This window comes from Paraglaciecola sp. 25GB23A (genome assembly GCF_040012495.1).
GTDB lineage: Bacteria > Pseudomonadota > Gammaproteobacteria > Enterobacterales > Alteromonadaceae > Paraglaciecola.
On record NZ_JBDYKM010000009.1, the window covers coordinates 42,439 to 68,128 of the forward strand.

The window sequence follows — 25,690 nt, forward strand, 5'->3', positions numbered from 1 at the left end:
AGCACAATGCAACTTCTTTTTTTTTACTGATAAACCTACTCTTCTTAACGCTGCAAAAACACATAAAACACTGATTTAATTGATAATTTTAAACATGGCATTGTCGTTGCTATATCTGGTTCAGGTAACACCAAAAACACAACATCTACTTTAAAAAGGAAATATCATGAAAAACTTAACTCAATCTATCGCTATCATCGCTCTTACTGTTGGTTCAATTGGCTTGGCTAATGCTCAGAGTGACTTTGTTGCAGGCAACAATAGTGCTGACACTGAAATATGTATCACTGCTGCCGAAGGCAATCGTTTAAAACTGTTAAAAACCTTGCAAGACACAGGCATGAGCAAACGTTATGTGGCTGAAAAAATTCAGTGTAATGAATTAAGCTTTGTTGACTTTGTTGAACAATACGGCAAAAACGTTGATAAAATTAATAACTTCATTACCAACGGTAAATACAGTGAAAATATTATTGTAGCCAATGTGGCAGCACGATAAATCGAACGGTATTTATGTTGAAGCGCAAATCTGCTACCCCATTATTGTGTAGACTTGCGCTCCACTTTGGCTTCAATCTTATTTAACAATGTCTTGGTTTAAGGCGCTGGCAGCTTGTTCTAAGCTACCCAAGTTAATCACCTTGGTATAACCCGCCTCGTTTAGCAAAGCCATTGCCTTACCAGCCCGATTACCACTGCGACAAAATACCGCGATGGTTTGGTCTTTATCTAAATTTAATTTATCCGTTTCAAGCACAATGGTTTCCCATGGGATCAGCTTTACGTCAGGCAAATGCCCAGCTTGCCACTCTTCATTGGTTCTGACATCAATAATCACCGCTTCTGATAAACCAGCAATAGGCTCTTGGGCCTGCCCACAGCCACTTAATAAAAAGAAACTCAATATGAGTGCAAATATCTGTCTCAACATATATAACCTCGTGAAATAAAAATTAATGAATATTGCGATTCAAGCCTGCGCGAAGTTTAGATAAGCATAAAGCCCGCGGCAACAGCAGTCATGCCAATGACTAACCAACGGTAGTAGCGCTCAGGTATGCGTTTTACCACACCAATACCCGCCCATGCCCCTACCGCAATAGCGGGCAAACATAGCAGGTTAAGTAGAAATGAATCAACACTTATGCTCTGCCAACTAACAATATGGAAAGGTACTTTAAACAGGTTAATTGCTAAGAAAAACCACGCCGAAGTGCCAATATACTCATTTTTCGGCAAGCGCATACTGAGTAAATACAAGGCCATCACAGAGCCAGCCAGGTTGCCGATCATGGTGGTGATACCACCTAAGGTACCCATTAAAATCGCAAACCATAAGTAATCAGGAATGTGCTCTTTATTGGCTTTTTCCATCCACAACATAATACCTAGGCTGATAAAGATAATCACACTCATAACAGTGCGAAAAACGTCATCATCTATAACGTTGCCCAACCAAGTACCGATGACAACGCCCACTGCCGCAGAAGGAAAAAGTTTGAGCAAATAATTCCAGTTTGCATGGCGATGGTAATATTTAACCGCAAATAAGTCGGCCATGATGAGCATGGGTAACATCAAACCTGCTGACATCTTGCCGCCAAAAATAATCGCCAGTAAAGGCACGGCAAACATTGAACTACCATGCACACCGGTTTTTGCCATGCCAATAAAAAAAGCCGCAACAAAAAGCAGGATTAGGGTGGCGTAATCAAGAGAATATCCAAATAGCTCTAACATAAAAATGATTTCTTTAATCGTTGAACATGACGGGAAAAGTGTATTTTGGCTTAACGAATCCAGATAAACTGAAATTTCATAATAAAGCGTATTTGCCTTATACTGACCTATCGCCAAATTTAGTCAAATTAAACGCCGAAGAAGAGCATTCTATTCATGTTTTTTTACCAAACTTCACTTACCTCTGCTGGTTATAAGTTTTCAATACCCTACTTAAACCCACTGATTCGCCCTTTGTTAGTTGTTTTACTGAGCGTGGTTGCAAGCTTTTCATTCAGTAAGACCCCTGGCCTAGTGGTTTATCCAGGCTATGAAAGTGAATATTATTTAAGTGTATTGTTAAGACACACCCTAAGCTATAGCCCAGATATAGATTACGAGGTGCGCGCCTTGGGGGCGGATATACCTAAAGACAGAAACTTTGAGTTATTAGCCAATAATGATGGCTTAGATGTGGTTTTTGCAGGCTCTAATTTAGAACGTGAACAAAAATATCGAGCGGTGCGTTTTCCTTTGTTTAAGGGCTTATATGGTTGGCGTATTCCGCTAGTAAGAGGCACAAACGTGGCGCTTTTTGCCGATATTCACACCTTAGAGCAATTTAAAAAACTCAAACCAGGCCAGTTTCACACTTGGAGTGACAGCCTCGTTTTAGAGTCAAATGGGATTACAGTGGTAAAAGGCAGTGACGTTGAAGGCTTGTTTGGCATGTTAAGCAAAGGGCGTTTTGACTATTTTCCGCGTTCAATTCTCGAACTAGATTATGACTACGACCAACATAAACACTTCAATATTGCCATCGACCCATACATTATTATGCATTACCCAAGCGCCTTCTATTTTTATGTAAGCAAAGAAAACACTGTGTTAGCACAGCAACTATTGCAGGGTTTGGAAATGGCCCATAAAGACGGGTCTATGGACGCGCTTTTTATGCGCTACTATGGCGAACAAGTTAATGCAGTTAAGTCAGCAAAACGACGCTTAATCTCTTTAGACAACCCTTTGCTGCCTAAAGAAACGCCATTGGAACGTAAAGATCTTTGGATAGATTTACTTTAGATTAGTGCCCAAGTAATGTTATTGAAAATCATCACAAAATCTATGCACTGCGTCTTTAGCAAAATTTATTTGCCCTACATCTTGACTGCCTTCTGCTTCAACTAAATTCAGCTTAGCTTGTTGACATTTTATTGGATTAGGCGCTTTTTCTTGCTCTGCTTTACCTTGGCTTGCTTTAGCCGCTTTTGCAACTTCTGCCGCCGTAGGCATTTTTTGTTCGTCAACAGGCACAGCCTGACATGCACTCAATGCCGCGATAAATCCGACAATTATTATCTTTTTAAACATAATTTATAACTCTTAGTAAAGGGGAAAAAAGACTAACAACCACCAGCGGCTGAGATCTATTAGTTTAACTTAAAATACTTTGCAAGCTTCTGCGTAATCTCAGTTTTATCACAATACAAACCTTGCAGAAGTAACCAATCTAGGGCTTCTTGTTGATTATCAAAATATTGCACTATCAAACCCGATGACGGATAAATTTTCATAAATTGAGCCCGAGCAATGGTGCGGATTGAGCTATCACTCACTATCAAGGCAACATGGCTTAAACCTCGTTGACAACTTTTAAGCACCGTTTGCGAAATAAGATGTTCTGCATCCGGGATCAACAAACTTTCGCCTTGCAATATTACTAAATCGCCCCACTGCTTGCCAAATAAAGGACTGACTAACTTAATATATTCACGATTAAATTGGCGAACAGACTCTGCATTCCATGGACCGGTTGCAAGGGTAAACATTATATTACCTGACAAAACCAGATTGAAATTACCATGTATGTCTCTCAATACCGCTCCTAAAATTAGATTAACCTTAGCTGTGAGATTTATTTTATGCTTTTTATGTGCCTAATGTCAGCTATTAAGCTGAGCAAATTGTGCCTTTAGGCATTGTGCTAATTCACTGGCCGCCATTTCTATTTCTAAACCGCGGCGTCCGCCACTAATATAAATGGTTGGATAGTCTTGTGCACTTATGTCGATAACCGTCGGCAAACGTTTTTTTTGCGCCAAGGGACTCACCCCACCTAATACATAGCCTGTACTGCGTTGAACGTCCAATTTATTGGCCATCTCGGCTCTTTTTACGCCCAGCGTTTTAGCTAAGTTTTTCATGCTCAGCATTTGATTTACTGGAAGAATAGCACAGGCCAACTGGCCTGAATCAAGCACAACCACCAGGGTTTTAAAAACACGCGACGGCTCGAGTTGTAACTTCTCTGCCGCCTCTAAACCATAACTTTCATGTTGAGCATCATGACTATACTCATGCACCTGATGCGCTATTTTGGCTTTCTTAAGTAAATTAACCGCTGGCGTCATAATGTTTTAATCTCGTATCTCGTGTTTTTTTGTTTGCAGTTGATAACATCCGTCACGGCCCCCCTCCCTTGTAGGAGTTCCTTTAGGGACGAAAAAATCAACCGCAAATGTTGATTTGATATCACTATGTCCGTTTATCAACAAGGTTGATTTTTCGCAGCTAATAACATCCGTTACGGAGCAGCTCCTACAACACCTTCTCCCTTGTAGGAGTTCCCGGTAACCGGCGTTGCCCCAACGGAGTTGTTTAGGGACGAACAAAACAAGCTTTTCTTAACCAAATCCTTGTCTTATGTTGTTCTCTGAGCTCCCGCAACGGAGTTGGTTGTGGTTAGATGCTTTTGCTTTTAGCCTAAAAACCTTAATTCCTGCGCCATAAACAATACAATTCAATATTCCGTTTTAACTCTCTTAGATCCGATAATTGCCCGGCGGCTACTGATCTATCCAGTTGTTGTTTTGCATCTTCACATTTTTCACTTAGGGGTTTATTACCTTGATCGGCGCGTTCAGATGGGTCGGCCGACACCACTTTGGGTTCTGCACAGGCGGTTAAACCCAAAAGTAGAAGTCCAAGTAGCAGCATTTTGGAGTGCATAGATATCCTTAATAAAACATTAAAACAAGCAGACCAAAAAGATGACTTGTCTATTTAGATTTAGCCAAAGCAGGTAATTCTCCTGCTAAGCCCATGGCGTTTTTGACAAGTAAGCGTTTACTTTGTGAGAAACGATTAACACTGGCTAATCCAGCATCGCGAATAAATTTTTTGGTATTATTGTTGCCGCTAAAAAGGCGCTTAAGCCCTTCCATGGTGGCGATCATTTTTACCGCTTCAGTTTTACGCCAGCGCTCGAAGGGACGTAAGTTTTTTGCTAAGGCAAAATCTTTATCCGCCTTCACTAAATTCTCAATTTGTTCGGCAAGGGCTGCAGCATCCATAATACCTAAATTAGCGCCCTGCCCTGCAAGTGGGTGTATCGTATGGGCTGCATCACCCACAATCACCACACCATCTGCGACCCATTGACGGGCATAACGCATTTTCAGTGGGTATGATTGACGGTCACTGACCAGTTCGGTCAAACCTAATTGATTATCAAACGCTACCGTTAAGGCTTTATTAAAATCTTCCGCTGAGAGTTGCAATAAACGGCTTGCCTCAGCTTCATCTTGAGACCACACAACCGAACAATAGTTTGTTTGCCATAAGGGTAAAAAAGCCAAAGGACCGGTTGGTGTGAATATTTGCCGAGCTATATTGTCATGTGGTGTGACCGTTTTAACCGTTGCCACGATAGCATGTTGATCATAATCCCAGTAGGTTAGCGGAAAATTAGCTTGTTTTCGTACCAATGAGTTAGCCCCATCAGCACCGATCACTAAGCGGGCCGACAACATGCGCTCATCATTTAGGCTAATGAAATTACCTTGCGCTGATAGGGCCAATTTATCTATCTGGCAGGAAGAAAAAAGACTAATGAAATCAGCCTCTACTGCTTGCTGCCACAGACTCGCTTGCACCGCTTGATTTTCGACAATGTAGCCTAAATAAGCTTGTTCGACGTCTCGTGCGTTAAATTCAATATGGCCAAAGCTATCTCGCTCCCATACCGACATACCACAATAGGCAGCACTGCGTTGTTTGCTAATTTGCGCAAAGGCACCTAAGGCGTGTAATACATTTTGCGAAGCGAGTGTGAGCGCACTAACCCTGTGGCGAGGTTCCCCCTCAGGTACTTCTGGGGGTGGCTGACTGTCAATGACTGCTACCTTTAGCCCGCTATTTTTTAAGGCTAAGGCTTGAACGAGGCCAACAATTCCTGCCCCAACCACAATAATATCAAAGGATTGCATGCTGATCTCTGCTCATTGTATTTGTCATTGTATACCATCGCCAGACTGCGCCATTAGGGCTTCAATATCAACAACTTGCTTAGGAGTGGCAGCTGTTAAGTTTTCATAGCCTTGGGCGGTTACCAGTAAGTTATCTTCTATGCGGATACCTATTCCTTGCCAACTAGGATCAACATCAGCGTCGTCAGCAACATATAAGCCGGGCTCAATAGTCAGTACCATACCGGCTTGCAAGGGTCGCTCATGTCCGTCTTGTTGATAATTTCCTACATCATGTACATCGAGTCCTAACCAATGCCCAATACCGTGCATAAAAAAATCACGGTATTGCTGAGTTTGTAGATTAAATGCCAGACTTCCTGACAATAAACCCAGTTCAATTAAACCTGCGGTGAGAACCTCAATAGCGGCATTGGCAACTTGTTTCATGGTATTGCCAGGTTTCACGGTATTAAAAGCGGCTAACTGGGCATCGAGCACCAGTTGGTAAAGCTGCTTTTGCGGCGCGGAAAACCTGCCTGAAACTGGAAAAGTACGCGTGATATCGGCAGCGTAACCTTGTAGTTCACAGCCAGCGTCAATTAAGACCAAATCACCATCTATGAGTTCTTGATCATTTTGAGTGTAATGTAAGATGCAGGCATTGTTACCGCTGCCTACTATCGTGCCATAAGCCGGATGTTTGGCACCGTTGATGGCAAAAATATAATGAAGTTCTGCCTCAAGATGGTATTCGTTTAAACCTGCTTGGCAACGTTGCATAGCTCGAATATGCGCTTGACCGGAAATATCAGCTGCGCGGCGCATAATGTCTATTTCAGCAGCGGACTTAAATAGGCGCATTTCGTCTAGTAAAACCCTTACATCAATCAGACTCTGCGGCGCTTGCATGCTTTGTTTAGGAGCCTCGCGAAGAGCAGTCAGCAAAGAGAAAACCAATTCATCGGCCTGTGCATCATGCCCTTGAGCAAAGTATAGATGGTCATGGCCGTCGATTAAACTTAACAGCTGCTCGTCTAATTCCTCTAAACTGAAGGTTTGGTTAAACTCGAAAAGGGTTTTAGCTTGACGAGGGCCGATTCGCTTACCTTGCCAAATTTCAGTTTCTGGGTCTTTGTCTAAACAAAATAAAACACTTAAGCCCCTTTTAGACCGCGCCGCTGAGCTTGGTCGATTAGATAAAACTAGCCAAGCTTGAGGTTCTGGAAAACCAGTCAAATAGTGAAAATAACTGTCTTGGCGAAAGGCATATTCAGTATCACGACTGCGGGACACTAATTGAGCTGCAGGGATCAAACAAATGCTATTATCTTGCATCAACGCTAATAACTGTTGGCGGTGTGCATAAAACTCAGTCATGGCTAACATTAGGCAATAATTTCTCTACTACAAGATTAACAAAAATACATAAACGCTTAGTGTACTGTTTTAGGCTCGCCCTGCTGCTGCTCAGGTGATTTACCTAACTCATTAAAACATAACATGACAGTGACTCTAACGTATTCCATCACTTCAAATAGAGCTTGCTCTGATTCTTCATCTTCAGACATTTCATCATCCATACGGGCGATTTCAGCAAAATCTTCCAACCCTTCTTTTACATCATCTGAGCACCCAGTAAGGTCGGCTTGGTGCAAACCAAAACCTAACATAAAACCGTGAACCCAGCTTAATAAGGCTTGGCCACGCTCATTAATAGGTGCGGCATCATCGGGTAAACACAAGACTAGGGCAAAATCACTGGCCACTAACTGTTGACAGGTTGTATCAAACAAAGACAGCAATACATCAGTTACTTCTTTACCCAGCGGTTCGCCTTGATTAACAAAATCAGCCAGCGGTTCCAACCAATCTTGACACTCTAGGGGCATTCCACCGCCCAACATGCCACATATCATGCCTTGTATCTCTGCAGCACTGGTTAAGATATTATTACGCTCTAAAATAACACTTACCGATTCATATAGTTGACTGGTTGTATCCAAAATAAACTCCCATGGTATTTTTGCGTCAATCTTAGCATTTTGCATATCTGATGCCCATATCTTGACTGCTTAAGATGAAAATCATCATGGTATATCTGACAAATAACAGTTTATAATGGTAGGGTAGTGGTCGGTTGTATAGAAAACGCTACCTATTATATTTTTCTGCGCCTCCTGGAGTCTTCGCCAGTTTAGTTAGTCCCTGGCCGATGCTTTACCACCTGGGAGTTGATTCCACTGCTATTGTGCAAGCTCGGCTCGTATCGAGAAGCCTACGGCAGTGATGATACTTCCGCCCTGAACTTTCGGTTCACGGGCGATTATTAAACAGCGGGATTTTGGGAGGCACCCTGATTTACGGATGATGTTCACTGGTAGTAAAATGAATAAAGAAGAACAATTGCAGACAGAAGGAAAGGCGGTTATTGATGCCTTAGCACCGCTGATTAAGTGGCAATACAACGATTTTCATCAAGTGATGTTGGCTGAGTTTTCAGTGGACAAACAAGAGCAAGTTGTCGCTGCTCTCCAAAGTGTACTTCCACATCAATGGGATGTGAAATCCATTAAAAAATCCCCAGAAGAAGTAAAACATCTCGCCGGATTTTTTGCCAAATTAGTCAAAAACCAGCAACTATTTAGCAGCGATTATCAAAGCCAACCCAAGGTGATGGTTGCGTGGTGGCCATGGGGACATGGTGCAACCGTTTCAATTCGGTTATTTTTAACTAATACCAGTGAATTCCAACCCAAACAAAGTTTTATTCAACGATTAAGTACTATTTTTTCCTAGACTAGACCAAATAGTCTAGTTTGCGTTATATTTGACGATTGGCTTAAACATGTCGCGCTCAAATTGATATTCAAGATTGACGCTGCAATACACTAATAAAAAGGCGCAATTATATGGCCGTTATAAATTTTGGCTCTATTAACATTGATCATGTTTATCAAGTGGATCATTTTGTTCAGCCTGGCGAGACGCAGGCCTCTAAATCTTATCAACAACTTCTTGGTGGAAAAGGCGCAAATCAATCGATAGCCTTAGCTCGAGCGGGTTCTGATGTATGGCATGTGGGTAAGATAAATCAAGCTGATGCTGGGTTTAAACAAACCATGATCCGCGAAAATATTAACTGCAAGTATGTTAATTGCACCGACACCGCCTCTGGTCACGCTATTATTCAAGTCACACCTTCAGGGGAAAATGCCATCGTGTTGTTTGGCGGTGCTAATCAAGAGTTGAGTGAAAAAGACATATTACAAGCTTTGGATGGGGCTAAATCTAGTGATTGGGTACTCACCCAAAATGAAACAAGCTCGATTGACCAAGTGTTACTGCAAGCAAAAGAGAAAGGCTTGAAGGTCGCCTTTAACCCTGCTCCCATGACGGAATCAGTAAAACATTTACCTTTGCATTGCATTGACTTACTGATTGTTAACCAAGTGGAAGCAGAGGAAATTTCAGGTCACCAAAACCTTGATCAAATAGAAGCGTATTTTCGCAAGGACTGGCCACAAGCAGAAGTATTAATTACGCTCGGTAAAGCAGGCGTAAGAATGTTGAAAAAAGAAAAAACCATCGACGTAGCAGCATTTGAAGTTACCGCCGTTGACACCACCGCAGCGGGCGACACCTTCATCGGCTATTTTTTGTCCGCTTATGCGGCTCACAGCGATTCAAAAACAGCATTAACCCGCGCATGTGCCGCCTCAGCCCTAGCAGTAACTAAATCAGGTGCTGCGCAATCGATCCCGACTAAAGATGAAGTCAATCGATTCTTGGCCAAAAGACAATAATTTAAGGAAGCAAGACAGTTATGAGTCATAAAATTATTTTAGATACTGATCCGGGCATCGATGATGCAATGGCGATTTTCTTTGCATTTCAATCCCCTGAAATTGACGTTCTCGGTTTAACCACCGTTTATGGCAATGTGCCTGTGGAGATGGCAGCACAAAACGCCTTAACGCTTTGTGAGTTGGCAGGCCAAGATATTCCGGTTTGTAAAGGCGTAGGGATGCCTTGGGTAGGCAAAGAGTCAGGCTATGCGCACTTTGTGCATGGCGATGATGGTTTTGGCAACATTAATTTTCCGCCAGCCACTAACAGAAAACTTGATCCGCGCAGCTCAGCACAATTTATTGTGGATATGGCCCGCCAGCATCCAGGAGAAATTACTCTGGTCGCAATTGGTCCATTGGGCAATCTTGCTTTAGCCTTGCGACTCGAGCCTGAATTACCAAAATTGGTGAAAGGCGTGTCTATCATGGGTGGTGCTGCTTTTGTACCGGGTAATGTAACCCCCGTAGCGGAAGCTAATATCTGGAACGATGCCTTTGCTGCTGAAATCGTATTCGCCGCTGATTGGGAAGTGACGATGTTTGGCTTGGATGTCACTATGACTGTGCCTTTTTCACTAGAATTTTTAGACACCTTAAAACGCAATAATCAAAAATGTGGCGGTTTTGTGCATGATGCGGCTCAATTTTATGTGGATTTTTATTCACAAAATAGAGAGCAAAGAGTGTGTTTTTTCCATGATGCGATGCCCATAGCTCACTTAGTGGATCCTAGTTTGTTTGAACTTAAACGTGGTCATGCGCGAGTATCGACCGACCCGTTAAACATTGGGCAAACCTCGATTGCGCCCCCTAACACAACAACCAGTGCTGATTGGTTAAATGCGCGTCAAGTCAATGTTGCGGTTAAAGTCGATAGCAAACGTCTTACTCAACTTTATACTGATACCTACAGCCTAAGTTAAGTTTTAAAAAATATACCCCAGTTACAGTAGCCTAAGGCCGACTTTTCCACTAAAGTCAGTCTTAGGCAACGAATGTTGTCAATCTGCAGTCATTATTGGGTAAATTATGCAATCAGCCGCTTTAACCGCAAACGAGACAGCACGACTCAAAGCACTTTACGACTACAATATTCTTGATACTGAAGCTGAAAAGGTGTTTGATGATTTAGCTCTGTTAGCTTCAGAAATTTGCGGTACGCCGATTGCTTTAATAAGCTTGGTTGATCCAAACCGCCAATGGTTTAAATCTGCAGTTGGACTTGATGCGACAGAAACCTCTCGCGATATTGCTTTTTGTGCCCACGCGATTAATCAAACAGAAATTTTTCAGGTTGAAGACACTCTTAAAGACCAACGCTTTTTTGATAACCCCTTGGTGACCGAAGGCCCAAAGATCCGTTTTTATGCCGGAACCCCTTTGATTACCCCGGAAGGACATGCCATTGGCACCCTGTGTGCAATTGATTCAAAACCCAATAAATTAAGTCAAAAGCAGGCCAACGCACTAGAAATTTTAGGACGCAACGTGATTTCTCAAATGGAATTACGACAAAAAATAAGAACCTTACACGCCATAGATAAAAATAAGACTGACTTCTTGTCTAATATGAGTCATGAATTGCGCACGCCTTTAAACGCTATCATTGGTTTTAGTCGCTTGCTGTTGAGTGACGCCGCCAATTTTAATCCAAAAACGAAGTGTTTAGAATATTTGAAACATATTGATTACAGTGGTAAGCGACTTTTATCAGTGGTCAATGCAATTTTAGATATTAATAAAATTGAAGCTGGCATGATGACGCTTGAATTGGCACCCACCGATTTACGCATGCTCATTCAACAAGTGGCAGGTATGTTAGCGGTCGGTATTGCCGATAAAGATATCGATTTTCAATATCATATCGCACCAGACTTACCTGAAATGCTCATGCTTGATGAAGTTAAATTCAGCCAGATTGTGATTAATTTAGTGAGTAACGGGATTAAATATACGCCCAAAAATGGCAAAGTCAGATTAAATATTAGCGGCAATGAAAACACACTTATTGTAGAGATTAAAGACAACGGTGACGGCATAAGTGTGGCTGATCAAGCCCAGTTATTTACCAAATTTAAGCAACTGGGCAATGCAAAAAATAGCCAAGGTTCTGGGCTTGGTTTAGCCATAACCAAAGGACTAGTTGAATTAATGCAAGGCAGCATAAACCTAAAAAGTGAAGTGCAGATAGGCAGCGTTTTCACTGTGACGATGCCTTTGATATTGCCGCCGAGTTCAGCCATAAATCAAACATCGACTGCCATACCAGAAAAACAATTTAGCCCCAATAATCTCATTTTAGTGGTTGAAGATAACGAAATTAACCAAGCTGTCATAGAAGCCATGTTAGACACCTTTAGTTTGCGAACACTCATGGTGGGCTCAGGCGAAGAAGCACTCATTAAAGTAAGTCAGCATAAGTTTAATTTAGTGTTGATGGACATTCATCTTCCGGGTATTGACGGGATTGAAACTAGTCACCGTTTGCGGCACAACTATCCCGACTTACCCATAGTTGCCTTGTCTGCCGATAGTTTCGAACAAGAAAAAATGAAAAAAGGAGAGTCTGTTTTTAACGATTTTTTAACCAAACCCGTTGAGCTAGATCATTTAAAGAAAACCCTTTCAAACTTCCTGAATTAGCTTAATTATTAATGTCTAACACTGAAATTAAAAGGGCTGAACTGCGCCAAAAATACCGAGAAAAACGTAATAGCATCGGTGCTATTGAGCAACACCATGCCGCTCAGGCATTGCTTGAACAGTGTCTGACTGACCCCGCATTTATAAAGGCTAAAAGCATTGCCTGCTATTTGCCCAATGATGGTGAAGTCGACACTCAAAAAGTGATTGAGTATTGCTGGCAGCGTAATATCAGCATTGTATTGCCCGTAATCGATCCAAACCGTGCTGGCCATTTGCTTTTTTTACAACATCAAGCCCAGTGGCACTTACAACTGAATAAATACGGTATTAGTGAACCCACATTTGCACTAGATAAGATCGTTGCATTACAGGACATAGATATCATTTTCACCCCACTTGTTGCTTTTGATAAACAAGGCAATCGACTTGGCATGGGAGGGGGTTATTACGATCGGACCCTAGCGACCTTGGATGAACTATGCAGGCGCCCTTGCATTATTGGCTTAGCCCACGATTGTCAGCTAAGCGAAGCATTACCCATACAATATTGGGATATTCCCTTACACCGCATCATCACTCCCAGTCAAATTTTTACGCTTTAAGATTTTTTTGCAGCATTGATGAGTTACAATACGGCCTCTATATTTGCAATAATTAAGTCATTCCTATGCTAACTCAAGACCAAAAGAAACAAGCGGTTGCTGAAGCAGCGCTTAAATTTGTAGAAAACGACGCTATTGTTGGTGTCGGTACAGGCTCAACAGTCAACTATTTCATTGACGCCTTAGGCACTATGGCCATTAAAATAAGGGGCGCAGTATCCAGTTCAGAGGCCTCAAGCAAAAAATTGCAAGCACTGGGCATCGAAGTCTTTGATTTAAACTCAGTAGGGTCATTTGATATCTATGTTGATGGTGCAGATGAAGTCACTGAACATAAACATATGATCAAAGGTGGAGGCGCAGCCTTAACCCGTGAAAAAATAGTCGCCGCAGTGGCGAATAAATTTATTTGTATCGTCGATGATTCAAAACAGGTTGGTGTATTAGGTACGTTTCCCCTGCCTATTGAAGTAATCCCCATGGCCCGCTCTTATGTTGCACGAGAACTGGTCAAGCTCGGTGGTGACCCCGTTTATCGTCAAGGTGTTATCACCGACAACGGCAATGTTATTTTAGATGTCTACAATCTTAAAATTCTTAAGCCGATTGAATTAGAGAAACAAATCAACAACATCGTTGGCGTTGTTACTAATGGATTATTTGCCGCCCGTGGTGCTGATGTGGTGTTGGTCGCTGGCGACAAAGGGGTATCAACTCTTTAAGCCAACAATGCTCATACAAACTATTTGCTATTTGCAAATAGTTTGTATGAGCTTAAATGGAGCACCGCAACCTTGCTCATAAGCTGAATTGTCACAAAACTAGCATAAATGTCTTTGCTATCCCTCACCGGGTGCTTTAGGATCGCGGCTTTTAAGTAATACACTGCATTGAGAGCCTGTTGAGCCAACCATCATCAATAACCTTAATTAAAAATGCCACGCTTTTTGCTCCCCAGCCATTAGGGTTAAAACACGTATTAATCGCTGCTGGTAAAATTATCTATATCGGTGATGATCTACCCCACCTGGGTAAAGAATTGGCGGTACAGACCATCGACGTGCAAGGCCAATGGCTTATTCCTGGTTTTATTGATGGGCATACGCATATTACAGGCGGAGGGGGTGAAGCAGGTTTTGCAACACGCGTACCTCCGGTGCCACTAAGCCAATTTACCCGTGCGGGTGTGACCACAGTTTTAGGTTTACTGGGTACGGATGATATTACCCGTAATACTGCGTCTTTAGTTGCACAGGTTTATGCCTTGCGTGAAGAAGGAATATCGGCTTATTGTTACACGGGTGGTTATCATCTGCCTCCTACGACACTGACCGGTTCAGTTAGATCTGATATTGTGTATATCGAACCCATTATTGGTGTGGGTGAACTAGCGATCAGTGATCACCGCTCCAGCCAGCCCACCTTAAATGAACTTTTGAAGATTGCCTCAGAGGCTCATGTTGCAAGATTGATGACTGGTAAAGCGGGTATATTGCATTTACATTTAGGGGATGGTGAACGTGGTTTGGCCTTAGTGCGTGAAGCCCTTGAAACCTCAGAGATTCCGGCACGAACCTTTAACCCAACTCACATAAATCGTCGCAAAGCCCTATTTGAAGAGGCCTGCGAGTTAAGTAAACAAGGTTGTTGGATAGACGTTACGGCCTTTGAAACCGGGGATGTGGGTTATGAGCCGGCTGAAGCCTTGCTGCGTTATATGCAGCAAGATTTACCACAGGATAAACTCACTATTAGCTCTGACGGTGGCGGCTGCTTGCCCTGTTTTGATCACCATGGACATATGACTAAAATGGATTTTGCCAGTTCAACGTCAATGACTGAGGTTTTTTATCAGTTATTGGATGAAGGTGTCGCAATAGAAAAATGTTTGCCCTTTTTTACCAGCAATGTCGCAAGCTTGATGAATTTCAAGCACAAGGGAAAACTTGTCACAGGCGCTGACGCTGATTTAATAGTATTGGATCACAACAAACGTATTAGTCATGTCATGGCATTGGGTCAATGGCATATTTTCGCACAACAAATCATTAAAAAAGGCTCTTTCGAGAATTAATTATGCCCTCTCCAAATATTGCTGGCACTCAGCGCGGTTTTGTCATCCCCATCGGCGGTGCCGAAGAAAAACTCAATAACCCGCTTATACTGCAAAAATTTGTCTCCTTAGCGGGTGACGAAAATGCCGTTATTAGTATCATCCCAACAGCGTCACAATTAGACGATACCGGCCAGCGTTATGCAACGATATTCAAAGATCTTGGTGCTGGTAGTGTGCATATTCTGCCCATTACAGAGCGAGCCGATGCGCAAAAACAACAGTACGTGGATATCTTAGAAAAAAGCACAGCGATTTTTGTTACGGGTGGCAATCAGTTGCGCTTATCTACCATCTTAGGGGGAACGCCTATCGCTAAAGCGATCAGGCAGTTAAATGCTAGAGGTGTGCATTATGCCGGGACGTCTGCCGGTGCAGCAATAGTATCCCAACATATGATCACTGCCGGCAGCACGGGGATTGTTCCTACTGAAGGTGGCGTTAGTCTAGCGCCGGGTTTAGGTTTAATTAATACGGCTGTCATCGACCAGCATTTTAACCAACGTAATCGCTTGGCTCGCTTATTAAGTGCGGTGTCATACAATCCGTTTTTAATTGGTATTGGTTTAGATGAAGATACTGCCGCTTTTATTAATGAAAATAATGAATTTACCGTGGTAGGGAGTGGTGCGATTACGATTATTGACCCTTCCAATATTGAATATTCTTCTATGGCCGAAGCCAATCGTGGCGATGCTCTGACACTGCTTAATTTAAAAGTACATATTTTGGCTGCCGGCAGTCGCTTTGATTTAAATACACTTCAAGCTCATATCAAATAGTATCTTATTCCGGCTAGCCTTAAAGCTTAGACTAAGCCAGATTGCACTCTAAATAGGATGCGAGGTCTTCAATAATAAAGGTAGCTCAAGCTACCTTTTTTTTATACTGTATGGGCAGAAGCTTGTTCATTATGCCGATGCTAGCGCTTATCTTTTCAGAAAGTGTTAGCCTGCTAAATCTGCATGCCAACGTCCGTCTTGCAATAATGGCCCCAAGGGAAGTTTTAACTATGAAGATACTCAGTACCAATGTTTATGTCGGCCCCAATATATATGCAAACTTCCCGGTAATTCGTCATCAAATTGATATTGGTGAATTAGAAAACTGGCCCTCGGTCAAACTCGGACAAGGCTTTATTAATGGCTTGATTGCCGCCCTACCCTCATTACAACAACACGGCTGTTCTTATCGTGAAGAGGGTGGATTTGTGCGCCGTCTAAAAGAAGATGAAGGGACTTGGATTGGTCATATTTGGGAGCATGTTGCCTTAGAATTGCAGGAGCTCGCTGGCTCAGATGTTACCTTTGGTAAAACCCGCAGTAGTGGCAAACTTGGGTGCTACGATGTGGTTTATCAATATCATCAGCGTGATGTAGGCTTAGCCGCTGGCGAATTAGGCATGCGTTTACTGACTCATCTAATGCCCACAGAAGTGCAGCAATTACTCCATTCAAAAATTGATGAAGATTTTAATTTTTCAGAAGAATTACACGACTTTGTGCGTATGGCACAACGTAAAGAATTCGGCCCCAGTACAGGTTCACTGGTCAAAGCCGCCGAAGAGCGCGATATTCCTTGGTTACGTTTAAACAACTATAGCTTGGTGCAATTTGGTCACGGTAAATATCAGCGCCGGATTCAAGCCACTATTACCAGTGAAACCAAACATATTGCGGTAGAAATCTCCTGTGATAAAGAAGATACCCATAATTTACTCAACGATTTGGGCCTACCTGTTCCGCAACAAATAATGATCTATGGCGAGAATCAGGCGGTCAGAGCGGCTAATAAAATCGGCTATCCTGTCGTTATTAAGCCCCTTAATGCCAACCATGGTCGTGGTGTCAGTATTAACTTAGTTGAAGATGAACAGGTGCGCGCGGCATTTAATGAAGCCTTGCAGTTTGGTACGGGCAAAGCCGTGCTAGTTGAGAGTTATCTGACCGGTTTTGACCATCGTATGTTAGTGGTGAATGACGAGCTGGTTGCGGTAGCTAAACGGGTGCCCGGTCACGTGATCGGTGATGGTGTGTCTAATATCGGGCAGTTAATCGATATTGTTAATCTTGATCCTCGTCGTGGTATCGGCCATGAAAAAGTATTAACCCGCTTAGAATTAGACAATCAAGCCGAGCGTTTGCTGGAAGATGCCGGTTACGATGGGAATACCATACTCGACAAAGGACAGATGTTTTATTTACGCTCCACTGCTAATTTATCCACAGGTGGCACCTCTATCGATGTCACTGACAAAGTGCATCCTGATAATCGCAATATGGCGGTTCGCGCCATCAAAGCGATTGGCTTAGATATCGGCGGGGTAGATTTTCTGACCGATGATATTAGCAAGTCCTATAAAGAAATAGGCGGCGGCATCTGTGAATGTAATGCTGCCCCAGGATTTCGTATGCATGTTGCCCCCAGCGAAGGTAAACCACGCGATGTAGCGGGTAAAGTACTGGATATGTTATTTCCCGCAGGCAGTCAGGCCCGTATACCCGTCGCGGCGATTACTGGTACTAACGGCAAAACGACGACCAGTCGCATGCTCGCCAGCATAGTAAAAGGCGCCGGTTACACCACCGGTATGACCTCTACAGATGGCGTATATATTGATGGCCATTTAACGGTAAAGGGTGACATGACCGGCCCCACCTCGGCACAAATTGTATTGCGTGATCCTAGTGTGGATTTTGCCATACTTGAAACAGCGCGCGGCGGCATACTCAAGCGAGGTTTGGGTTACATGGAGTCCAACGTCAGTGCTTGTTTAAATGTCAGCGCTGATCATTTAGGCCAGCGTGGCATCAACACCTTAGAACAATTAGCCCAGATCAAACGGGTTGTGGTGGAGGTAGCTAAGGATTGTGTGGTGCTTAATGCCGACGATATGTTATGTCTGCAAATGGCTGACTTTTGTGAAGCTGAACGTATTTGTTACGTGACCATGGACTCTGGCCATGGTTTGGTGCGTGAACATATTCGCAGCGGTGGCATGGCCGTCGTGCTTGAAAAAGGCATCAATGGTGAGATGATTACTTTTTATGATAGGGGTGCGCACATTCCCTTATTATGGACCCATCTGATTCCGGCTACCATTGAAGGCAAGGCCATTCATAACGTACAAAATGCGATGTTTGCCGCCGCTATTGCCTATAGCTTTGGCATCTCATTGGAAGATATTAGGCAAGGTCTACGTATTTTTAGTACCTCTTTTTATCAGGCTCCTGGTCGTTTAAATATTTACGATGAACATCCCTTTAAGGTCATTCTTGATTACGCGCACAACCCTGCGGCCATTCAGTCTATCACTGATCTTGCCGGTCGTTTAGATGTGAGTGGCAAACGCCGTATTGTGTTAGCCATGCCCGGCGACAGACGTGATGAAGACATCATCGAAGCGGCACAAATCGTGGCCGGTGGATTTGACTATTTTATTTGCAAAGCTGATGACTCTCGGCGAGGTCGGGGTGACGATGAAGTGCCACAGTTGTTGAAAAAAACCTTAATAGCCGCGGGAATTCCAGAAGCATCGATTCAAGTTATACCCTCAGAACAGGATGCCATTGAGCAAGCATTGGAAGATTGTGGCAAAGGTGATTTGTTAATCATACTCGGTGACGACATTACCCGTTGCTGGAAACAAATTGTGCATTTTAATGGTGGCATAGAGGTCAAACCAACTGATGACGCGCCCTCCCATGACTACCCAGATAAATTGTTTGAACCCGTAGAGCACAAATTTGAATTGGCTGAAGGACAACGTTTAGTGCAAGACGAGCGTGGCGTCCGTTTAGTAGTTGAACATGATGAAGAAGCTGATTGATGTGCTTGGATTAACGCGATGATGATAGATTTGCAATTGGACGAAGTTCGCCGCCTGACTGGGCCCAATTTATTATGGGATAAACCCGGTGCCATCATTGATGTCTTGTTTAATGACATCAAACATCAGCGGGTCTTGAATTGCCTGCAAACATGGACAAAGCGCCTCCTAACAGAATTTGACTGGGAGACTGAGTCCTACATTTATCGAGTGCATGCTTATGGGATCAATTTTGCCATCAGCGCTCCCTTGGATTCACTCTACAGTGCGTGTGACTTACTCGAACTAGCTTGGCATTGTTGTGTTAGCGAGCTGCAAAATACAGCGCCTATTCACTGGCAAAAACAGTTACTTGACATAAAAACCGCACTAAAAGACGAACAAAACCCTGCCTTATTGGCTTTGATAGCAATGGCTGAGCAGCGTCAAGTTTGCTGTTTAGTTGATGATGACGAAGTGAGTCTTGGCATGGGTGCAACAACCCACACTTGGCCTGTGCGCGAATTACCCGCTCTGCAGAGTATAAACTGGCAAAGCTTTGCAACTATACCCTGTGCATTAATCACTGGTACCAATGGAAAATCCACCAGTGTTAGGCTGGCCGCACAAATTGCCAAAGCGGCCGGTATTAGCGCTGGGGTGACCTCCACTGATTTTATTCGTGTAGGTGATGACATCATCGATCATGGTGATTATTCTGGTCCGGGTGGTGCACGCATGTTGGTGCGTGATAAACGTTGCCAAATGGCCTTTTTAGAGGTTGCCCGTGGTGGAATTTTACGCCGTGGCTTGCCGGTAAAAAAAGTCAACGCAGCGCTTATTACTAATATTGCCAGCGATCATTTAGGTCAATATGGTATCAATACCGTAGCTGAATTGGCTCAGACAAAATTTGTGGTAGTCAAAGCACTGCAGCGTGATGGAGTGCTAGTTCTTAACGCTGATGACCCACTCATCGTCGAATGTGCTAGCTCAATATTGCTGCCAATTTGCTGGTTTAGTCGTGATGAGTTTCATCCTTTAATTCAGGCGCAAATTCAACTGACAGAGCGGGCTGTTTTTGTGCGCAATAATCACATCATTTATCACTACAAGGGGCAATTTGAAGACTTAGGTGACATTAGCACCATGCCGATGACATTTGGGGGGGCGGCCGTGCATAACGTGCAAAATGCTCTGGGAGTGGTGGGTTTAAGCAAGGCATTGAATTTGACAAACAGGGCCATAATTCAAGGTTTGAACGAGTTTGGGCGTAATAGTCAGGACAATCCTGGCCGAGGTAATATTTATCACGTTAAAGGCTGTCAGGTCATTGTTGACTTTGCTCATAATGAACATGGCATGCAGGCTATGATCAACTTAGCTTTACAGCTCAATGGCAACGACTACATTGCCATGTTCAGCCATGCGGGTGATCGCAGTGACGACGATATTGCTAAATCAACTCAGGCAGTGTCGCAACTAAATGCCAAGTTGTATATTGCGGCCGAAACCCAAAAGTACTTGCGCGGGCGTCTTCCCCATGAAGTCACCCATTTATCTAAAAAATATTTAGTCGACTGCGGTGTCGACCCCTCTCTTATTCAGATTAGCGACTCACCGCTGCAAGGTGCTAAGTTAGCTCTACACATGGCGAGCCCGGGCGATGTTATTTTGTTATTTGTACATGACCAGCGTGAGCAGGTACATCAGTATTTAGTGCACGAAAGTGAATAATTAAAACAGTGAGCGATGTTATTGCTCACTGGCGTTTATATCATTTTAAAGTTGGCTTAGTCGGGCAAGTGCTGCAGTAAAAAGTCACGCATGTTGTCGCCCATGACTAAACTAATATCCTGCTCTGACACGCCAAGATCAAGCAAGGACTGAGTAAGCTCAATTAATTTACTAGTATCAAAAGCAACTTCTGTCGCCCCATCAAAGTCAGATCCTAAGGCTATATGGTGTGCGCCAACCAGCTCAATGCCGTATTTAATCGCCGCAGCAATATTACGAGGCGAAATATCACACACTGCACCATCCCAATATCCCAATGCAATTAAGCCGCCGGCTGCGGCGATTTGCTGCATAAGCTCGTCACTAATATTACGGGGTGACTGACAGTGTCCATACAAACCCGTATGACTGATCACTAAGGGCTTTTGGCTGATAGCCAGTACATCGCGCACCACTTGTTGGGATGAGTGTGAGACATCAACAATGATGTCTAGAGCCTGCATGGCTAAGACCGCCTCTTTGCCAAACTCAGTCAAGCCAGCACCACTCGCTCCATGTAAGGAGCCACCCAGTTTATTGTCAAAAAAGTGTTGTAAACTCATCATCCTAAAACCATGATCATATAATATTTTGATGTTGGCTAGGTTTCCATCTAAGGCATGAGAGCCCTCGGTGCCGAGTAAGGCCCCCACTAGTGTGGGTTGTTGTAAGCGCGCGGCAACAAACTGTTGTAAAGACCCTTTCGAGTCGATCAAGCGAAGATCTTGTGGATTTTCATCAATGAAATGTTGGAGTTTTTGCGCTTGATACAATGCGCGTTGAAACAGGCTAGACCAAGTGGCAACAGGCCAACGTTGCACTAGAGCAAGCTTAGTCACATTATCACTGGCATCCGTTTCATTGTGTTCATAGTTGATACCACTTGGCGACTTAGTCACGGTGGTGAACATTTGTAGGGCGACATTACCTGCTTGTAAGCGTGGAAAATCCACATGACCAAAGTCACTTGATTGAGTGAGATCACGATCCCACATTAAGCTATCACTGTGCCAATCCCCAATAAATAGCTGATTATGTAAGAGGATGGCTTGCTGACTTATGGTTATTGGCTCATGCAAGGCAAGTCGATTGAATTGCTTTTCAACATAAGAAGGCGCAAAGCAAAAAACAGCGACTAGGGCAATAATTACTACCAAAAGACTAATAAAAAGGCATTTTTTAAGCATAGTTGAACACGATCTTTATTTGATACTTAGACTCGTTAGATTAAATGTTAAAATGACTTTAACAAGTTAAATTTTAAAGTCCAATGGGGATACTGAGATGAATAAAATCGTCATTATCACTGGTGCAAGTCGCGGTATTGGTGCTGCAACGGCCCTGACCTTAGCGAGCCAAGGATATAAGGTTTGTGTTAATTACCGCATCAATAAATCAGCTGCCAACCAAGTAGTAGATACCATTATACAGCAAGGTGGTCAGGCATTTGCTCATCAGGCTGATGTGTCGCAAGAGCATGAAGTTAGTGAGTTATTTTTAGCGGTTGATCGGCAATTTGGTTGTATTACTCATTTGGTCAACAACGTCGGTATACTATTTCCGCAAAGCAAATTAATTGATATGGATGCCAAGCGTATCAATAAAATCCTCACAACCAACGTCACAAGTTATTTTCTATGCTGTAAAGAGGCCATAAAACGCATGCAAGCCGGTAGCGCCATCGTAAACGTCTCTTCTGGCGCAGCTCGCTCTGGCTCGGCCAATGAGTACATCGATTACGCGGCTTCCAAGGGGGCGGTTGAAACCTTAACAAAAGGACTTTCTATAGAGCTTGCAGCTCAAGGTATACGAGTCAATTGTGTACGACCTGGTTTTATCCATACTGACATTCATAGGGATGGCGGAGAACCCAATAGAGTTGCCCGGCTAACGCCCCATATTCCAATGCAGCGGGGCGGAACTGCGGAGGAAGTAGCCAAGGCTATTGCTTGGCTACTATCCGCAGACGCCTCTTACACAACAGGTACTTTTGTTGATGTAACAGGAGGGAAATAAGCCCTTACCTCAATTAATCTAAGACAATAATCACGGCCGGTTTGGCAAAAAAATGATTTGACGCCAAGCCAGTCAAACGCTCCCCATTTTGCTTATTTAAAACAATATTAGTCGCTTTTTCAGAGCTACTTTCAGCTTTAATCAACAAGGGATTATCACCCACAATAGGATGATTCATCGCAAACTCTAAGCTACGAGAAAAAAGCGAGAGCAATTTGCCCGACTTCATAATGACTTCTTTATCTTCATTAGTAGGATAGATGGTGGTGCCTTCAAACGTTTGGATATTGGGCGCTATGGAGGGCAAAAAATGGTAACCCCTTACATCAATAATAAGACCAGTGGGTTGAGGCTCATTTCTGGCAGAGGCGAGCGCGGGACTTTCTAACAATACATTTGATTCCAGTTTGCTGACACGTTCATCCAAACGCTGCAAATCAGGACTCCAAGGTAGGACATCGTTTGGTGCTGGGAAGTCCTGCGCATGCACACTGGGTATGATGCTATTAAAAAAACGCTGCATAAATAACCAAGCGCTTAACTCTGAATTGACCGTGTTTTGGTAAATACTGTTAGACAGTGGACCTGCAATAAATAGCCCCATTGTTACTTTGCAGGTATCGTCATCTCCCATGTCACGACTGAGTATTTTAGCGCCTTTGACCATACCGTCGACTGCTGTTTTGACCACATCATATTCAGCAGCATAATGCGACACACTTGTACTGACAGTCACTCGCACACCTTGGGTTGCTTCAATAAGATTGCGTTGTGCATCGGTTACCGCTGCGCGACAAGCAAGTAAGCGGCCTACTTCTTTGCGCTTGCCTTCAGGAGCCACACCAAAACCCTCGGCGGTCACCATCCCTGAACTCCAGTTCATATTGCTACTGGTTGATAACCACTCAGTGTAGACCCCTGATTGCTGAGCAAAGGTTTGCGTACTTAGCAACAGTACGAGTAGTGATGCGTATCCTTTCATGTTTAATACCTTACATTGCCTAAGATGGTCATTGCTGATGCGTCTGGTTGCCAGGTATTGCCTGACGTTTGTAGTTCATAAATTGAAGAACTTTGAATATGGAACGGGAAATTATCAATAAATTGAGAATTACTTATCTGCACTCTGGCTTTATCAGAAACCACAAATGCACTGGTATTGCTGCCTTGCAAAATACAGTTTTGCACTTTGACTGCAGCGGTATTAGCCACAACAATGGCGGAATGCAGACTATTAATAATCTGACAATTACTAATTATCGGACTACCTTGCAACACTTCTATGCCGATGCCAGCACCATTAATAACAAAACCATTAAGGTCGACATGCTCCCTGCTGTCTAAGGTTAAAAATACCTGCGCCGTCATGACGCTTGATAGTGGTTTAAATTTAATCGCTTGTTGGGCAAAACTAAATACACTACCGCGCATAACTAGTTGGCCTGCGGAGGTATAACTGAACTCCGTACCAGGCTCAATAAAAAGACTGCTCCCAGGCGCTTGAATTATATTTTGATCGATAACATAAGGTCCAAAATGACGCCGCAAAATTAATTGACCTGTTAGCTCGCTAGGCAGACGAGCTTGCTCAACCACAGTCGCTTCATACATAGTAGCTAAAGGATAGATGGGTATATTGATTGACAAATCAGCGCTTTGATTACCCGCTTTATCAATCGAAACTACGGCTAAGTTAACATTGTCAAATAGGGGGCGCTGATGTTGCCAAACAAATTCATTTAGATAGGTTTCGAATAATAACTGACGAGATTGCCCTGCTGTGTTGAAGACCGCGAAATGTAAGTCTTTTTCACTCGCTTGCCACTGGATAACCGCCCTAGACTGATCAATTTTTGTATGCAGCAATTTTGCTGGGGTAGGCGCAATATTGTCAAAGCTGATTAAGCCCACCGAGCTTATATATTTACTGACCGCTCCTGAGCTATCACGCAGGTTCCCAGTTAACATCAGGTTTTGACCATTCCAGCGGCGATCAACCGCAATGGAAGCCATATAAATACCAGGTTCTTTCTCGACTAATGGAAACGCTTGATTGATACCCTCAATATTAACGCTAGCGAGTTTATTGGCCTCACCTTTTATACCAACCTGCAGAGCATCACCGTACTTCAGGACTTTATTAATGCCATCGTGCAGCACGGTATCGATAAATGAAAGTACCTGCTGTTGGTATTGTTCTGGTTGTGGAAATTCAACCGCAATTTTACGACCTAATTTATCCGCAACTGCCAGTAAATTTTCGTCACTTATATGCATTGCTGTTACCGCAATGTTATATAACATCGATAAAGCATTTAAAGATACACCGCCTTCTCGAGATATCTCTTCAAAATCGTCTTGCCAAAGGATTTCACCTTTGACGTCAACTAAGGTGACACTCACGGAAAATGTTATTTGCGCGTAAACCCCAACATACAACTTGTCATAGCTGGTGATATCGACAAATAGTAAACCGTCTACATCCAATAAATTAGTTAAAAAGCCCGCTTCCTTGCTTTGTAGTTTTTGCTTTGGATCAAGTATGGCCAAACGATTATCAATGTCTTTAATATGCGGAAATCGGTAGTTGCTGCTGGCTAGATGCCCGAATAGAGTGCTGCGTAAAATAGCCGGTGCAGCAGCTTCTGCCGTCAAGTTATTAAAGGGCAAAATCGCAATAGACTTAGGCAAGGCTATGGCTAATTCAGTTTCAGGTTTTTTTTCTGTCCGCTTTGTGACAGGTCTTGTTTCGAGCTCACTATTGTTTTGTAGCTCTGCTGCATTAGGCTGGTTCAATGTTTGAGGGGCAACATCCACATTATTGGTTGCTTTACATCCCACCAATAAAAGGAGGTAGAGCGTAAGCAGATAAACTTTTACACCGCGGGTCATCGTCTCTGTTTCCTTACATT

The 25,690-nt window shown here is 43.3% G+C and carries 25 protein-coding genes and 1 other RNA gene; 14 read left to right on the forward strand and 12 right to left on the reverse strand.

Translation table 11 applies throughout. From position 1 onward, the window contains the following. Window positions 1–166: 166 nt before the first annotated feature. Window positions 167–499, forward strand: a complete 333-nt coding sequence (locus ABKW31_RS13510; protein ID WP_348617072.1) for a DUF3718 domain-containing protein — start codon at window positions 167–169, stop codon at window positions 497–499. Between the two features lie 78 nt (window positions 500–577). On the opposite strand, the gene ABKW31_RS13515 is transcribed toward ABKW31_RS13510, so the two are convergent. Together ABKW31_RS13515 and ABKW31_RS13520 are read right to left on the reverse strand one after the other, a co-directional pair. Further along, window positions 578–931 carry a rhodanese-like domain-containing protein gene (locus tag ABKW31_RS13515; protein ID WP_348617073.1) on the reverse strand — a complete coding sequence of 118 codons (354 nt, stop codon included), beginning with the start codon at window positions 929–931 and terminating at the stop codon, window positions 578–580. Between the two features lie 56 nt (window positions 932–987). Continuing rightward, complete coding sequence (locus tag ABKW31_RS13520; RefSeq protein ID WP_348617074.1) at window positions 988–1,740, reverse strand: sulfite exporter TauE/SafE family protein; 753 nt, start codon at window positions 1,738–1,740, stop codon at window positions 988–990. Between the two features lie 156 nt (window positions 1,741–1,896). Here ABKW31_RS13520 and ABKW31_RS13525 point away from each other — a divergent pair, with 156 nt between their 5' ends. Further along, on the forward strand, window positions 1,897–2,802 hold the full coding sequence (locus tag ABKW31_RS13525) for a hypothetical protein (protein WP_348617075.1): 906 nt from the start codon (window positions 1,897–1,899) through the stop codon (window positions 2,800–2,802). Between the two features lie 18 nt (window positions 2,803–2,820). Here ABKW31_RS13525 and ABKW31_RS13530 read toward each other — a convergent pair whose 3' ends face one another. The 7 genes from ABKW31_RS13530 to ABKW31_RS13560 form a co-directional block, all read right to left on the reverse strand. Then, complete coding sequence (locus ABKW31_RS13530) at window positions 2,821–3,090, reverse strand: hypothetical protein (protein WP_348617076.1); 270 nt, start codon at window positions 3,088–3,090, stop codon at window positions 2,821–2,823. A gap of 59 nt (window positions 3,091–3,149) precedes the next feature. Then, window positions 3,150–3,548 carry a hypothetical protein gene (locus tag ABKW31_RS13535; protein WP_348617077.1) on the reverse strand — a complete coding sequence of 133 codons (399 nt, stop codon included), beginning with the start codon at window positions 3,546–3,548 and terminating at the stop codon, window positions 3,150–3,152. A gap of 114 nt (window positions 3,549–3,662) precedes the next feature. Beyond that, window positions 3,663–4,130 carry a Cys-tRNA(Pro) deacylase gene (gene ybaK, locus ABKW31_RS13540; protein ID WP_348617078.1) on the reverse strand — a complete coding sequence of 156 codons (468 nt, stop codon included), beginning with the start codon at window positions 4,128–4,130 and terminating at the stop codon, window positions 3,663–3,665. Between the two features lie 361 nt (window positions 4,131–4,491). Then, complete coding sequence (locus ABKW31_RS13545) at window positions 4,492–4,728, reverse strand: hypothetical protein (RefSeq protein ID WP_348617079.1); 237 nt, start codon at window positions 4,726–4,728, stop codon at window positions 4,492–4,494. Window positions 4,729–4,778: 50 nt separating this feature from the next. After that, window positions 4,779–5,987, reverse strand: a complete 1,209-nt coding sequence (locus ABKW31_RS13550) for an FAD-dependent monooxygenase (protein WP_348617080.1) — start codon at window positions 5,985–5,987, stop codon at window positions 4,779–4,781. Window positions 5,988–6,011: 24 nt separating this feature from the next. Next, complete coding sequence (pepP, locus tag ABKW31_RS13555) at window positions 6,012–7,355, reverse strand: Xaa-Pro aminopeptidase (protein ID WP_348617081.1); 1,344 nt, start codon at window positions 7,353–7,355, stop codon at window positions 6,012–6,014. 47 nt (window positions 7,356–7,402) lie between these two features. Then, window positions 7,403–7,972, reverse strand: coding sequence for a UPF0149 family protein (locus ABKW31_RS13560; RefSeq protein ID WP_348617149.1), 570 nt, complete (start codon window positions 7,970–7,972; stop codon window positions 7,403–7,405). Between the two features lie 168 nt (window positions 7,973–8,140). Between ABKW31_RS13560 and ssrS the strand changes: the two genes are divergently transcribed. From ssrS to ABKW31_RS13615, 11 genes are all read left to right on the forward strand, one after another. After that, window positions 8,141–8,321, forward strand: a non-coding RNA gene (gene ssrS, locus ABKW31_RS13565) — 6S RNA. 33 nt (window positions 8,322–8,354) lie between these two features. Beyond that, window positions 8,355–8,765 carry a hypothetical protein gene (locus ABKW31_RS13570; protein WP_348617082.1) on the forward strand — a complete coding sequence of 137 codons (411 nt, stop codon included), beginning with the start codon at window positions 8,355–8,357 and terminating at the stop codon, window positions 8,763–8,765. Window positions 8,766–8,878: 113 nt separating this feature from the next. Further along, entirely contained in the window at window positions 8,879–9,772 is an 894-nt protein-coding gene (locus ABKW31_RS13575; protein WP_348617083.1) for a ribokinase, read from the forward strand. A gap of 20 nt (window positions 9,773–9,792) precedes the next feature. Further along, the gene (locus ABKW31_RS13580; protein WP_348617084.1) at window positions 9,793–10,740 is read left to right on the forward strand and encodes a nucleoside hydrolase; all 948 of its coding nucleotides are present in this window, start codon (window positions 9,793–9,795) and stop codon (window positions 10,738–10,740) included. 106 nt (window positions 10,741–10,846) lie between these two features. Further along, on the forward strand, window positions 10,847–12,460 hold the full coding sequence (locus ABKW31_RS13585) for an ATP-binding protein (protein ID WP_348617085.1): 1,614 nt from the start codon (window positions 10,847–10,849) through the stop codon (window positions 12,458–12,460). Window positions 12,461–12,471: 11 nt separating this feature from the next. Then, window positions 12,472–13,065 (forward strand): 5-formyltetrahydrofolate cyclo-ligase, encoded by a 594-nt coding sequence (locus tag ABKW31_RS13590; RefSeq protein WP_348617086.1) that lies wholly within the window; start codon window positions 12,472–12,474, stop codon window positions 13,063–13,065. A 65-nt stretch (window positions 13,066–13,130) separates the two neighbouring features. Beyond that, complete coding sequence (rpiA, locus tag ABKW31_RS13595; protein ID WP_348617087.1) at window positions 13,131–13,787, forward strand: ribose-5-phosphate isomerase RpiA; 657 nt, start codon at window positions 13,131–13,133, stop codon at window positions 13,785–13,787. A 179-nt stretch (window positions 13,788–13,966) separates the two neighbouring features. Next, a complete protein-coding gene (gene iadA, locus ABKW31_RS13600) occupies window positions 13,967–15,139 on the forward strand; it encodes a beta-aspartyl-peptidase (protein ID WP_348617088.1) in 1,173 nt (390 codons plus the stop codon). 2 nt (window positions 15,140–15,141) lie between these two features. Further along, window positions 15,142–15,960, forward strand: a complete 819-nt coding sequence (locus ABKW31_RS13605) for a cyanophycinase (protein ID WP_348617089.1) — start codon at window positions 15,142–15,144, stop codon at window positions 15,958–15,960. A 230-nt stretch (window positions 15,961–16,190) separates the two neighbouring features. Further along, window positions 16,191–19,007: a cyanophycin synthetase gene (gene cphA, locus ABKW31_RS13610; protein WP_348617090.1), complete on the forward strand. Its 2,817-nt coding sequence runs from the start codon at window positions 16,191–16,193 to the stop codon at window positions 19,005–19,007. A gap of 18 nt (window positions 19,008–19,025) precedes the next feature. Next, on the forward strand, window positions 19,026–20,723 hold the full coding sequence (locus ABKW31_RS13615; RefSeq protein ID WP_348617091.1) for a Mur ligase family protein: 1,698 nt from the start codon (window positions 19,026–19,028) through the stop codon (window positions 20,721–20,723). A 56-nt stretch (window positions 20,724–20,779) separates the two neighbouring features. On the opposite strand, the gene ABKW31_RS13620 is transcribed toward ABKW31_RS13615, so the two are convergent. Continuing rightward, window positions 20,780–21,949 (reverse strand): dipeptidase, encoded by a 1,170-nt coding sequence (locus ABKW31_RS13620; RefSeq protein ID WP_348617092.1) that lies wholly within the window; start codon window positions 21,947–21,949, stop codon window positions 20,780–20,782. 97 nt (window positions 21,950–22,046) lie between these two features. Between ABKW31_RS13620 and ABKW31_RS13625 the strand changes: the two genes are divergently transcribed. Further along, a complete protein-coding gene (locus tag ABKW31_RS13625) occupies window positions 22,047–22,778 on the forward strand; it encodes an SDR family oxidoreductase (protein WP_348617093.1) in 732 nt (243 codons plus the stop codon). A gap of 13 nt (window positions 22,779–22,791) precedes the next feature. On the opposite strand, the gene ABKW31_RS13630 is transcribed toward ABKW31_RS13625, so the two are convergent. After that, the gene (locus ABKW31_RS13630; protein ID WP_348617094.1) at window positions 22,792–23,760 is read right to left on the reverse strand and encodes a hypothetical protein; all 969 of its coding nucleotides are present in this window, start codon (window positions 23,758–23,760) and stop codon (window positions 22,792–22,794) included. Window positions 23,761–23,762: 2 nt separating this feature from the next. Further along, on the reverse strand, window positions 23,763–25,670 hold the full coding sequence (locus ABKW31_RS13635; RefSeq protein ID WP_348617095.1) for a right-handed parallel beta-helix repeat-containing protein: 1,908 nt from the start codon (window positions 25,668–25,670) through the stop codon (window positions 23,763–23,765). Window positions 25,671–25,690 lie beyond the last annotated feature (20 nt).